The organism is Milkweed yellows phytoplasma str. MW1, from assembly GCF_000309485.1.
Taxonomy (GTDB): Bacteria; Bacillota_I; Bacilli_A; order Acholeplasmatales; family Acholeplasmataceae; genus Phytoplasma.
Window position 1 is genome coordinate 1 of the sequence record NZ_AKIL01000014.1, and the last position, 10,566, is coordinate 10,566.

General features: G+C 30.3%; 21 protein-coding genes. All 21 read left to right on the top strand.

From position 1 onward, the window contains the following. The first annotated feature begins 42 nt into the window (after positions 1-42). The 21 genes from rplC to secY all read left to right on the top strand — a co-directional run bounded on the left by rplC (position 43) and on the right by secY (position 10,554). Positions 43-702: a 50S ribosomal protein L3 gene (gene rplC / locus RI76_RS00280; RefSeq protein WP_017192119.1), complete on the top strand. Its 660-nt coding sequence runs from the start codon at positions 43-45 to the stop codon at positions 700-702. Continuing rightward, complete coding sequence (gene rplD, locus RI76_RS00285; protein WP_017192120.1) at positions 695-1,324, top strand: 50S ribosomal protein L4; 630 nt, start codon at positions 695-697, stop codon at positions 1,322-1,324. The genes rplC and rplD overlap by 8 nt, the downstream gene beginning before the upstream one ends. Further along, complete coding sequence (rplW, locus tag RI76_RS00290; RefSeq protein WP_017192121.1) at positions 1,317-1,616, top strand: 50S ribosomal protein L23; 300 nt, start codon at positions 1,317-1,319, stop codon at positions 1,614-1,616. Before rplD ends, rplW begins: the two co-directional genes overlap by 8 nt. Before the next feature lie 53 nt (positions 1,617-1,669). After that, entirely contained in the window at positions 1,670-2,500 is an 831-nt protein-coding gene (gene rplB / locus RI76_RS00295; protein ID WP_017192122.1) for a 50S ribosomal protein L2, read from the top strand. A 17-nt stretch (positions 2,501-2,517) separates the two neighbouring features. Continuing rightward, positions 2,518-2,799 (top strand): 30S ribosomal protein S19, encoded by a 282-nt coding sequence (gene rpsS, locus RI76_RS00300; protein WP_017192123.1) that lies wholly within the window; start codon positions 2,518-2,520, stop codon positions 2,797-2,799. Positions 2,800-2,819: 20 nt separating this feature from the next. Continuing rightward, complete coding sequence (gene rplV / locus RI76_RS00305; RefSeq protein WP_017192124.1) at positions 2,820-3,239, top strand: 50S ribosomal protein L22; 420 nt, start codon at positions 2,820-2,822, stop codon at positions 3,237-3,239. Further along, entirely contained in the window at positions 3,223-4,017 is a 795-nt protein-coding gene (gene rpsC / locus RI76_RS00310; RefSeq protein WP_020372770.1) for a 30S ribosomal protein S3, read from the top strand. The genes rplV and rpsC overlap by 17 nt, the downstream gene beginning before the upstream one ends. A 22-nt stretch (positions 4,018-4,039) precedes the next feature. Continuing rightward, positions 4,040-4,459, top strand: a complete 420-nt coding sequence (rplP, locus tag RI76_RS00315) for a 50S ribosomal protein L16 (RefSeq protein WP_017192126.1) — start codon at positions 4,040-4,042, stop codon at positions 4,457-4,459. After that, a complete protein-coding gene (rpmC, locus tag RI76_RS00320; protein WP_017192127.1) occupies positions 4,459-4,815 on the top strand; it encodes a 50S ribosomal protein L29 in 357 nt (118 codons plus the stop codon). Before rplP ends, rpmC begins: the two co-directional genes overlap by 1 nt. 89 nt (positions 4,816-4,904) lie before the next feature. Beyond that, a complete protein-coding gene (rpsQ, locus tag RI76_RS00325; RefSeq protein ID WP_026072024.1) occupies positions 4,905-5,177 on the top strand; it encodes a 30S ribosomal protein S17 in 273 nt (90 codons plus the stop codon). Next, a complete protein-coding gene (rplN, locus tag RI76_RS00330) occupies positions 5,174-5,554 on the top strand; it encodes a 50S ribosomal protein L14 (RefSeq protein WP_017192129.1) in 381 nt (126 codons plus the stop codon). Before rpsQ ends, rplN begins: the two co-directional genes overlap by 4 nt. Before the next feature lie 10 nt (positions 5,555-5,564). Further along, positions 5,565-5,912: a 50S ribosomal protein L24 gene (rplX, locus tag RI76_RS00335; RefSeq protein ID WP_017192130.1), complete on the top strand. Its 348-nt coding sequence runs from the start codon at positions 5,565-5,567 to the stop codon at positions 5,910-5,912. Between the two features lie 15 nt (positions 5,913-5,927). Next, positions 5,928-6,473: a 50S ribosomal protein L5 gene (gene rplE, locus RI76_RS00340; protein WP_017192131.1), complete on the top strand. Its 546-nt coding sequence runs from the start codon at positions 5,928-5,930 to the stop codon at positions 6,471-6,473. A gap of 12 nt (positions 6,474-6,485) precedes the next feature. Beyond that, positions 6,486-6,755, top strand: a complete 270-nt coding sequence (gene rpsN, locus RI76_RS00345; protein WP_017192132.1) for a 30S ribosomal protein S14 — start codon at positions 6,486-6,488, stop codon at positions 6,753-6,755. Between the two features lie 33 nt (positions 6,756-6,788). Continuing rightward, positions 6,789-7,169 (top strand): 30S ribosomal protein S8, encoded by a 381-nt coding sequence (gene rpsH / locus RI76_RS00350; protein ID WP_017192133.1) that lies wholly within the window; start codon positions 6,789-6,791, stop codon positions 7,167-7,169. 20 nt (positions 7,170-7,189) lie between these two features. Continuing rightward, positions 7,190-7,732: a 50S ribosomal protein L6 gene (rplF, locus tag RI76_RS00355; RefSeq protein WP_017192134.1), complete on the top strand. Its 543-nt coding sequence runs from the start codon at positions 7,190-7,192 to the stop codon at positions 7,730-7,732. A gap of 21 nt (positions 7,733-7,753) precedes the next feature. After that, entirely contained in the window at positions 7,754-8,107 is a 354-nt protein-coding gene (gene rplR, locus RI76_RS00360; protein WP_017192135.1) for a 50S ribosomal protein L18, read from the top strand. After that, entirely contained in the window at positions 8,104-8,640 is a 537-nt protein-coding gene (rpsE, locus tag RI76_RS00365) for a 30S ribosomal protein S5 (RefSeq protein WP_017192136.1), read from the top strand. The genes rplR and rpsE overlap by 4 nt, the downstream gene beginning before the upstream one ends. Continuing rightward, entirely contained in the window at positions 8,637-8,831 is a 195-nt protein-coding gene (gene rpmD / locus RI76_RS00370) for a 50S ribosomal protein L30 (RefSeq protein WP_017192137.1), read from the top strand. Before rpsE ends, rpmD begins: the two co-directional genes overlap by 4 nt. 3 nt (positions 8,832-8,834) lie before the next feature. Then, positions 8,835-9,281 carry a 50S ribosomal protein L15 gene (gene rplO, locus RI76_RS00375; RefSeq protein WP_017192138.1) on the top strand — a complete coding sequence of 149 codons (447 nt, stop codon included), beginning with the start codon at positions 8,835-8,837 and terminating at the stop codon, positions 9,279-9,281. 1 nt (position 9,282) lies between these two features. Next, the gene (gene secY / locus RI76_RS00380) at positions 9,283-10,554 is read left to right on the top strand and encodes a preprotein translocase subunit SecY (protein ID WP_017192139.1); all 1,272 of its coding nucleotides are present in this window, start codon (positions 9,283-9,285) and stop codon (positions 10,552-10,554) included. Positions 10,555-10,566 lie beyond the last annotated feature (12 nt).

The window sequence follows — 10,566 nt, forward strand, 5'->3', positions numbered from 1 at the left end:
AAGAGAAAAATTATTTTGATAATTTTAAGAAAGGGGATCAAAATGGCTAAAGGAATTTTGGGAAGAAAATTAGGCATGACTCAAATTTTTGATGAACAAGGATTTGTAATCCCTGTTACTGTTGTGGATGTTTCTGATAATGTTGTTTTACAACAAAAAACTATAGAAAAAGACGGCTATCAAGCCACTCAATTAGGATTCGCTTCTAAAAAAGAAAAATCGTCCACAAAACCACTTATCGGTCATTTTGGTAAAGCCAGAACTACTCCTAAGTATTTTGTTAGAGAGTTATCTTTTTTACCTGACTTTAAAAACGAATTAGCTTCTTTAGAAGTAGGACAAACATTAACACAAGATATTTTCCAAACAGGAGAAATCGTTGATGTTGTAGGAATTAGCAAAGGTAAAGGTTTTGCTGGTTCAATTAAAAGACATAACCAAAGTAGAGGGCCTGAGAGTCACGGTTCTAGATATCACAGAAGACCTGGTTCAATGGGACCTATTAAAGGTAATATTAAAGGCAAAAAATTACCTGGACACATGGGTTGTGAAACAGTTACTGTTCAAAATTTAAAAATAGTTTCTGTTGTTTCTGATAAAAAATTATTTTTAATTAAAGGCAATGTTCCTGGACCTAAAAAAGGTTTCTTAATAGTTAAAACTGCTGTGAAAAAAATGACAAGGGAGAATCCAAATGCCTAAATTTAATGTTTTTGATCAAAATGGTAAAATGAGTTCAGAAATTGTTTTATTAGATCAAGTTTTCGGTATAAAACCTAATCAACAAGTTTTATATGATGTTGTTAATAAACAAAGAGCGGCAATGCGTCAAGGCACTCATTCAACTAAAAATAGATCTGCAGTTTCCGGCGGAGGAAGAAAACCTTGGGCTCAAAAAGGCACAGGTAATGCTCGTCACGGTACGATTCGTTCTCCTTTATGGAGAGGCGGTGGAGTTGCTTTTGGTCCGAAACCAAGAGATTATGATTTTAAAATGAATTGGAAAGTTAGAAGATTAGCTTTAAATTCCGCTTTGTCATTGCAAACTCAAAACAATAACTTAACCGTAGTTGAAACTTTAAAATTAGAAACACCAAAAACTAAAGAATTTCAAAAAATTTTAAAAAATTTACAAATTACAGAAAAAGTTTTAGTAATAGTTACAGAAATAACTGAAAATTTAATGCGTTCTACTAATAATTTACCTCAAGTAACTTTAGAAAGTGCTTCTCATGTAAGTGTTTATCAAATCTTGAATGCTAAACGTTTATTTGTAACTAAAGGCGCTATTGCTCATTTTGAGGAGGTTTTAAAAAATGATTAAATATTATGAATGGCTTAAAACTCCTGTTATCACTGAAGCTACTAATAAAAAATTAGAATTACAAAACGAATACACTTTTAAAGTGGATAAAAGAGCTAATAAAATAGAAATTAAAAAAGCTGTTGAACACATTTTTAATGTTAAAGTTTTAATTGTACGTACTAGTAACGTTTTGCCTAAATACAAAAAAAAAGGTAAATACGAAGGTTATACGGCATCTTATAAAAAAGCTATCATTAAATTAGTTCCTGGCCAAAGAATAGACATTTTTAGCGATTCTGATTCAAAATAAAAAAATAAAAGATTAATTTTTTTTTAAAAAATTAAAGAAAGGTTATCCATTGCATGTCTATTAAAAAATATAAACCTATATCTAATGGCAGTCGTAATATGAGACTACAAAGTTTTGACGAGATCACTACTTCCAAACCTGAAAAAAGTTTATTACGTTCTAAAAAAAGTACAGGCGGAAGAAATAATCAAGGAAAAATTACTGTAAGGCATCACGGCGGCGGAGTAAAACAAAAATATCGTATTATTGATTTTAAACGTAATAAAGACGATACGATTGGCAAAGTTGCTACTGTTGAATATGATCCAAATCGTAACGCTAATATTTCTTTAATCCATTATAAAGACGGAGAAAAAAGATATATTTTAGCTCCTAAAGGTTTAACTGTAGGAACTGAGATTTCTGCTGGTTCTAATGCTGAAATTAAAGTAGGCAATACTTTACCATTAAAAAATATTCCTGCTGGTTCTTTCGTACACAATATTGAGTTAAAACCTGGTAAAGGCGGACAATTAGCGCGCGGTGCGGGAACTTCTGTTCAAATCGTTAAAAAAGAAGAGAAATATGTTGTTCTTAGTTTGCCTTCCGGAGAGATTAGACAAGTTTTATCCACTTGTAGAGCCACTATCGGCGTTATAGGGAATGAAACTTATAAGTTGATTAGAAACGGTAAAGCAGGAAAAACGCGTTATTTATCTATCAGACCAACCGTTAGAGGTTCTGCGATGAATCCTAACGATCACCCTCATGGCGGAGGAGAAGGCCGTGCTCCTATTGGACGTAAGTCGCCTATGACTCCTTGGGGTAAAAAAGCTCGTGGAGTGAAAACACGTAAAAAAAATAAATTTTCTAATAGTTTAATTTTAAAACGTCGTAAGAAATAAAATAAAGAGGTAAATTTATGGCTCGTTCGATTAAAAAAGGTCCTTTTTATGATGAACATTTATTAGCAAAAGTACTAAAACAGAACGCAACAAAAAATAAAAAAGTTATTCAAACACGTTCGCGCAGAACCACTATTTTACCAGAATTTATCGGTCATAAAATCGCTGTTTATAACGGAAGAGAATACATTATTTCTTCCATTACAGAAGATATGGTGGGACACAAATTAGGTGAATTTTCTCCAACTCGTACTTTTCGCGGACATGCTAAAAAAGATAAAAAAATTCAAAAAAAATAATTTAGAAAGGCATTAAACATATGAATGTAAAAGCTATTGCAAATCAGATGTCTGTTGCTCCTAGAAAAACACGTTTAGTAGTGGATTTGATCCGTGGCAAACATGTTAGAGAAGCGCAAGCAATTTTGATGTTTACTCCAAAAGCAGCATCTCCAATCGTTTCAAAGCTTTTAAAAAGTGCTGTTGCCAACGCTGTTCATAATTTTAGCCTTAAAGAGGAAGAATTATACGTGAAAGAAATTTTTGTTAATGAAGGTCTTCGTTTAACTCGTTTATTACCAAGAGCTAAAGGTAAAACTGATAAAATTAAGAAAAGAACTTCTCATATTACAATAGTTGTTTCTTCCAAAACGGCAGAAGAAAAGAAAACAGTTAAAAAGCAATCAGTCATCCAACAAATAGAAGGAAAGGAGATAGTTGAAAATGGGTCAAAAGAGTAGTCCAATCGGTTTAAGATTAGGAATCATTAGAAATTGGGATTCCAAATGGTACGCCGAAGATAAACAAGTTCCTAATTTAATTCTTGAAGATTATCAAATCAGAAATTTAATTAATAACCATTATTCTAAAGCAACTATTTCCCGTATTGAAATTCAACGTTTTAAAAAAACCAACAAAGAACAAATCCAAATTTTTTTATACACTTCAAAATTAGGCATAGTTGTTGGACCTGAAAACAAAGAAAAAAATAAATTAGTTGAAAAAATCGAAAAATTGATTAAAAAAGATATTATTTTAAACGTCTTAGAAGTTAAAAACCCTGATAAAGTGGCTACATTGGTAGCACAAAATTTAGCTATCCAATTAGAACAAAGAGCTTTTTTTCGAGCTGCTCAAAAAATGACAGCACAAAAGGTTTTCAAAACAGGCGTTAAAGGTGTTAAAATTATTATTTCTGGTCGTTTAGGCGGCGCTGAAATAGCTAGACAAGAAACTCTTTCTAAAGGGCTTGTTCCTCTTCATACTCTAAGAGCTGATATCGATTATGCTTTTGAAGAAGCTCACACTACTTATGGCGTTTTAGGCGTTAAAGTATGGATTTATCATGGTGAAGTTTTACCTAAACAAACTATCGAAGATACTAGAAAAGTATTAGTTTCTCAATATGATGAAAAAAGAGTTAATCCTCAAGATAGAAAACCAAAATTTGAAAATAAAAAAACATTTTCAAAAAAAGTTAACAATAATAAAAATGTTAAAACAAAAATAACGTCCTAGATGGGGAAAGAGGTAAATAATTATGTTAATGCCAAAAAAAACTAAATACCGTCGCCCACATCGTGTAAGTTACGAAGGAAAATCTAAAGGTAAAAATAAGATCAATAATGGTAATTATTGTCTTATCGCAAAAGAAGGAGCTTGGATTACTAGCCAACAAATAGAATCTGCTCGTATTGCTATGACTCGTCATATGAAAAGAGAAGGTAAAGTTTGGTTAAACATCTTCCCTCATTTATCTTTAACTAGAAAGCCTTTAGAAGTTCGGATGGGTTCCGGAAAAGGTGCTCCTGAATTTTGGGTAGCGGTTGTTAAAAAAGGCAAAGTACTTTTTGAAGTTAGTGATCTTAATAATTTAGAAAAAACAGAAAAAGAAGCTCTAAGACTTGCATCTCATAAATTACCTATTAAAACTAAAATCGTTAAAAGAGGTCAAGAATAATGAAAATCAAAGACGTTCGTAAAATGACAAACGAAGAATTAAATGATAAAATTCTTCATTTTAAAAAAGAATTATTTGACACTAAATTACAATTAGAATTATCTAAAACAAAAAATACTTCTCGTGTGCGTAAAATCAGAATCATAATTGCACAAATGAAAACAGTTTTAAACGAAAGAAAGTTATCTCACAATGTAGTTGTTGAGAATATCCCAAAAGATTCTAAAATATCAGTTGAAGAACAAAAATTAATTCAAAATAATCCATTAGAAAACGACAAAGTAGAAACTACAGAAGTTGAAACTGAACAAACGGAAAACAAAGAAAAAAATAAAGAATTAGATATGCAAAAATAAATATATATTTTTGGCAAATAAAATATATAATTTTTTTGTAGATTCTTTATTTCAATAAAATAAAATTCAAACAAAAGAAAAGGAGGTTGATTTCAATGCGTAATTCTAGAAAGATTTTATCAGGCGTAGTTGTTTCTGATAAAATGCAAAAAACAATTACTGTTGCTGTGGATACTTACAAAAAAGATTCTTTATACAAAAAAAGAGTGAAAAAAACTAACAAATTTCATGTTCACGATGAAAAAGAAGTTGCAAAAGTAGGCGATTTAGTTAATTTTATGGAAACAAGACCTATTTCTAAAACTAAAAAATTTCGTTTATTCAAAGTTGTCAATGCCAAAAATAAGGAGTCTCAAATATGATTCAAAAAAATACTCGTTTAGTAGTGGCAGACAATAGCGGAGCTAAAGAGGTTTTAGTTATTGGTATTCCTGGCGGAAGTAAAAAACGTTACGCTTATATAGGCGATTTAGTTGTAGTAACTGTAAAAAAAACTATTGCTTCTAGCGCAGTTAAAAAAGGAACAGTTACAAAAGCTTTAATTTTACGCACTAAACATGGTTTAAAAGGCAAAGACGGCAGTTATATTAAATTTGATGATAACGCAGTTGTTATTGTTAAAGACGATATGACGCTTAAAGGAACAAGAATATTTGGACCTGTTGTTAAAAATCAAAAGTTAAGAGATAATAATTTTTCTAAATTTCTGTCTTTAGCTGAAGAAGTATTTATAATATGAGGTATGATGAATGTATATTAAAGTAGGAGATATAGTTGCTATTATCGCTGGAAAAGATCGTTTTTCAACTGATGAAAAAGACAAAAAAACTCTTAAAAGCGGAAAAGTAGTAAAAGTTTTTTTTAAAGAACAAAAAGTTTTAGTTGAAGGAATAAATATTGTTACTAAACATAAAACTCCTTCAGACAACGAAAATAAAGGAAATATCATTAAAGAAGAATTGCCTATTCATGTTTCTAATGTTGCTGTAATAGATCCTGTTAAAAACGTGCCTACACGTGTTGGTTACCGTTTTGAGTCAGGTAAAAAAGCACGTTATGCAAAAAAATCAGGCACTACTTTAGATATTTCTAAATAAAGAAGGTTTGAATCAATGAAAAAAGAGAATAATTGTACTGAAAATAATTCGTTTTTGGCTTTAAAAGAAATTTTTAATTTTAAATCAGTAATGCAAGTTCCTAAAATAGACAAAATAGTGATCAATGTGGGGATGGGCGAAGCTGTTACTAACATTAAAGTTTTGGATGAATTTTCAGAACAATTAACTGCTATCAGCGGACAAAGACCTGTTATCGTTAAAGCTAAAAAATCTATCTCTAACTTCAAGTTAAGAGAAGGAATGCCAATCGGTTTAAAAGTTACTTTAAGAGGTAACAAACAAAAATCTTTTTTAAACAAATTAATCCATATCGCATTACCTCGTGTAAGAGATTTCAGAGGAGTTCCTACTAAGTCTTTTGATGGTAGAGGTAATTATGCGCTTGGCATTAAAGAACAAATTATTTTCCCTGAAATTAGTTTTGATAAAGTTAAAAAAATTTTTGGAATGGATATTTGTATTGTCACTACAGCAAAAAACGATGAAGATGCTAGAAAATTATTAGAATTTCACGGCATGCCTTTTAAAAAAAATAAATAAAATGGAGTTTTTATGGCTAAAAAATCAAGAATAGTTAAAAACCAAAAACAAAAAGCTTTATTTTTAAAATATAAAGACTTACGTTTTGAGTTAAAACAAAAAAAAGATTATAAAGGTTTATCTCGTCTTCCTGTGGAATCCTCCTCTGTCCGTCTTAAAAATATAGATCAGATCGATGGCAGATCAAGAGGATATATGAGAAAATTCGGATTATCTAGAATTAAATTTCGTGAATTAGCTAATAAAGGCGAAATTCCGGGTATTAAAAAAGCTAGTTGGTAATAAAGTTGGTAATAAAAAAAGGAGAACACAAATATGGTTATGACAGACCCTATTGCTGATTTATTAACAAGAATCCGCAACGCTAATACGATGCGTCATGCAAAAGTTTTAGTTCCGGCTTCTAAGTTAAAAATTAAAATGTTAGAAGTTATTAAAAAAGAAGGTTTTATTAAAGATTTTAATTTAGATGTAACTAAAAGAAACGTTATTATCCAATTAAAATATAATTCCGAAACAAAAGAAAGAACTATTAAAGGTTTAAAAAGAGTTTCTAAATATGTTGGCGTTGATGAAATTCCTAGAGTCTTAAGCGGATTAGGAGTAGCTTTAATATCTACTTCTAAAGGAATTTTAACTGATCACGAAGCTTTATCATCTCAAATTGGTGGCAAAGTTTTAGCTTATATTTGGTAACTATTAAGGAGAAAGACATCATGTCACGAGTAGGAAATAAAGTTATTACAGTTCCTAAAGGTGTAGAAGTGGACATTCAAGATAACAATTTTATTACAGTTAAATCTTCTAAAGGACAATTAGAATATCAATTTAATCCTTCTTTAAAAATCGATTATAAAGATAATTTAATTTCTGTAAAAAGACCTAATGATAAAATTTTTATGAAAAAAATTCACGGCACTACAAGAGCTTTATTAAATAATATGATTACCGGTTTAGATCAATTTTTTGTTAAAAAAATGGAAATCGTTGGTTTAGGTTATAACGTTCAAAAGAAAGACTCAACTTTAACTTTTAATTTAGGTTTTTCGCATCCGATCGTTATGAATATCCCTGCTGGTTTAGAAGTAACAATCGTTAAAGGCACAGAAATCACCGTTAAAGGTGTAGATAAACAATTTGTAGGCGAATTCGCTGCTAAAAATGTTAAATTATCCAAACCAGAACCTTACAAAGGAAAAGGGATACGTTATGTTGGTCAATATATTCATCGAAAAACTGGTAAAAGTGCTAAAAAATAAGAAAGGACATTTATTTAAGCTATGATTAATAAACAATCTTCACAATTTTTACGTAAAAAACGCCATTTACGTTTAAGAAAAAAAGTGATAGGAACTAATGCTAAACCACGTTTAAATGTTTCTTATTCTAATAAATATTTTTATGCACAAATAATCGATGATCAATGTAAAGTTACTTTGTGCAGTGCTCATAGTAAAGAAATTAATGCCAACGTAGTTAATACAAAGGTTGCTTCCGATATAGGTACACTGATTGCTAAAAAAGCTTTAGAAAAAGGCATTACTAATGTTGTTTTTGATCGCGGCGGACGTTTATACCATGGTCGTATAAAAGCTTTAGCTGATTTTGCCCGAAAGGAAGGTTTACAATTTTGAAAGTAAATAGAATAAGAAAAGGATTCGTTAATAAAAAAGTCTCTTCAATCGAAGAAAAAGTAGTTAAAATTAACAGAATTACTAAAGTTGTTAAAGGTGGCCGTCGTTTTCGTTTTTCCGCTTTAGTTGTTGTCGGCGACAAAAAAGGAAAAGTAGGTTTTGCTACTGGTAAAGCCCAAGAAATCATTGACGCTATTAAAAAAGCTTTAGAAAAAGCTAAAAAAGAAATGGTTGATATCGCTTTAGTAGGAACTACTATTCCTCACCAAATTACTGGTCATTTTGGTGCAACAAAAGCTTTTTTAAAACCAGCTTCCAAAGGAACAGGTATCGTTGCTGGCGGTAAAGCTGCCAGAACTGTTTTGGAATTAGCAGGAATTAGCGATATTTTAACTAAGTCTTTAGGTTCAAGAACTTCCGTTAACGTTTTAAGAGCTGTAATGGATGGTTTAAAAAATTTAAGAACTATTAAAGACGTGGAAAGAGCAAGAGGAGTTTCTTTAGAAGCGAAAATTAAAGGAATAGCGAAATGAAAAAATTAGAAATTACTTTATATAAAAGTTTAATCGGAAGAACTCCTAATCAAGTAAAAAACGCTCATCACTTAGGATTAAGAAAAATTAATCAAAAAGTGATTAAAGAAGATATTCCTACTGTTAGAGGAGTTCTTAAAAAAATACATCATTTAGTTGTGGTAAAAGAAGTATTGGAAGGGAGAGTTTAATTTATGTTACATTTATTAAAACCAGTTAAAGGCGCTAGAAAAACAACTAAACGTTTAGGTCGTGGCCCAGGTAGTGGTAATGGTAAAACTTCTGGCAAAGGACATAAAGGTCAATTAGCTCGTTCTGGCGGTAGCACTAGACCAGGTTTTGAAGGCGGACAAATCCCTTTTTTCCAAAGAATTCCTAAAAGAGGGTTCCACAATTTTAATCAAAAAAAATATTTTTTAATTAATTTAAAAGATTTAGAAATTTTTGACAATGATACTGTAGTTACTAGAGAATTATTATTGAAAAAAAGCCTTATCAAGAAAAACACTTCTGATATTAAAATATTAGCAAATGGTACTTTCACTAAAAAATTAACAGTACAAGCGTCTAAATTTTCTAATAAAGCTCAAGAATTGATTCAACAAGTTGGCGGAAATGTCGAAATATTGAAGGTAGCATAAGATGAAAATGGTAATAAATTTTCTTCGTGATAAAAGTAAAATAATTAAAAAAATTTTATTTACTTTAGTTATTTTATTTATCTTTGTTATCGGTAATAAATTAGTTATTCCTTCTGTGACGTTTCAAGAACAATTTTTTTTTGATTATAAACAAAAACTTTTTAAGATTTCTAAGTCTAGTTTATTTGAAGTTAATGGTTCTATATATTTTTTATCTTTAGGGGTTTATCCTTATATTACTGCCTCTATTATTGTCCAGTTTTCGCAAAAATTATTCCCTTTTATGAAAGAATGGCAAGAACAAGGCGAAAGAGGAAAGTATAAAACGAATTTAGTTGCTCGTTCTTTGACTTTGCTATTTGCGATAGGATTGGCTTTATCTTCTATTCAACGCGATGGAATCGCCTCGTTCGCTAACAATAAAGCACACGTTTTAACGATAGTGTTTTTTTTAGCGGTCGGAGCCTTCATTAGCATTTGGTTAGCTGATTTAATCACTTCTAAAGGGGTAGGAAATGGTATTTCTATTTTCGTAGCAATTAGTGTAAGTAAAAATTTATATGACACGTTGCAATTTTTAATAAACGTCAACAATTCAGACTTTGTAGTTAAAAGAATCTTCACTTTAGTAGTTTTGTTAATCTTGTTAATTTTAACAGTAATTTTATCAGCTGCTTATTTAAAAGTTCCAATCACTTACGCTACTAAACAAAATAATGATAAAATAAAAAATCATATCCCTTTAAAACTTAATACTTCAGGAATTTTGCCAGTTATTTTAGCCAATAGTTTATTGCAAGTTTTTGGAACTATTTCTCTTTTGTTGGGGCCAGAAAATAGTTTTTCCCAATGGGTAAATCGATTTCAGGTTTCTCAAAGCAATTATTTAGGTTTAGGTTTTTTTGTTTACTTGTTATTAATTTTGTTATTTTCAGTTTTTTCTACTTTTATAACTATTAATCCGGCAGACATTGCCGAACATTTATCAAAACAAGATGCTTACTTAGAAGGGGTAAAACCTGGAGAAGAAACGGTTTATAAAATTACTCAAAAATTATTTAAAGTAACAGTCATCGGCGCTTTTGCTTTAACTATTTTAGCCGCTTTACCCGAATTGATTAAATTTTTTGTTTGGGCTAATGATTCTGACAACACATCCCAAGTTCAATTAGGCGGCACTAGCCTTTTAATTGTTGTAGGTGTGGCTGTTGAAGTAATGCAACGTATAACGGCTCAAACCAACGTTAAGAAATTATACAAAAAATTATTTTAAATAATAAAATTT

Bases quoted from the DNA above. Each gene is read 5' to 3' on its own strand.
- rpmD (WP_017192137.1), top strand. From the start codon at position 8,637: ATGAAAAAATTAGAAATTACTTTATATAAAAGTTTAATCGGAAGAACT.
- rplO (WP_017192138.1), top strand. From the start codon at position 8,835: ATGTTACATTTATTAAAACCAGTTAAAGGCGCTAGAAAAACAACTAAA.
- rplD (WP_017192120.1), top strand. From the start codon at position 695: ATGCCTAAATTTAATGTTTTTGATCAAAATGGTAAAATGAGTTCAGAA.
- rplN (WP_017192129.1), top strand. From the start codon at position 5,174: ATGATTCAAAAAAATACTCGTTTAGTAGTGGCAGACAATAGCGGAGCT.
- rplP (WP_017192126.1), top strand. From the start codon at position 4,040: ATGTTAATGCCAAAAAAAACTAAATACCGTCGCCCACATCGTGTAAGT.
- rpmC (WP_017192127.1), top strand. From the start codon at position 4,459: ATGAAAATCAAAGACGTTCGTAAAATGACAAACGAAGAATTAAATGAT.
- rpsN (WP_017192132.1), top strand. From the start codon at position 6,486: ATGGCTAAAAAATCAAGAATAGTTAAAAACCAAAAACAAAAAGCTTTA.
- rplR (WP_017192135.1), top strand. From the start codon at position 7,754: ATGATTAATAAACAATCTTCACAATTTTTACGTAAAAAACGCCATTTA.
- rplW (WP_017192121.1), top strand. From the start codon at position 1,317: ATGATTAAATATTATGAATGGCTTAAAACTCCTGTTATCACTGAAGCT.
- secY (WP_017192139.1), top strand. From the start codon at position 9,283: ATGAAAATGGTAATAAATTTTCTTCGTGATAAAAGTAAAATAATTAAA.
- rplF (WP_017192134.1), top strand. From the start codon at position 7,190: ATGTCACGAGTAGGAAATAAAGTTATTACAGTTCCTAAAGGTGTAGAA.
- rplB (WP_017192122.1), top strand. From the start codon at position 1,670: ATGTCTATTAAAAAATATAAACCTATATCTAATGGCAGTCGTAATATG.
- rplC (WP_017192119.1), top strand. From the start codon at position 43: ATGGCTAAAGGAATTTTGGGAAGAAAATTAGGCATGACTCAAATTTTT.
- rpsH (WP_017192133.1), top strand. From the start codon at position 6,789: ATGGTTATGACAGACCCTATTGCTGATTTATTAACAAGAATCCGCAAC.
- rplV (WP_017192124.1), top strand. From the start codon at position 2,820: ATGAATGTAAAAGCTATTGCAAATCAGATGTCTGTTGCTCCTAGAAAA.
- rplE (WP_017192131.1), top strand. From the start codon at position 5,928: ATGAAAAAAGAGAATAATTGTACTGAAAATAATTCGTTTTTGGCTTTA.
- rplX (WP_017192130.1), top strand. From the start codon at position 5,565: ATGTATATTAAAGTAGGAGATATAGTTGCTATTATCGCTGGAAAAGAT.
- rpsS (WP_017192123.1), top strand. From the start codon at position 2,518: ATGGCTCGTTCGATTAAAAAAGGTCCTTTTTATGATGAACATTTATTA.
- rpsC (WP_020372770.1), top strand. From the start codon at position 3,223: ATGGGTCAAAAGAGTAGTCCAATCGGTTTAAGATTAGGAATCATTAGA.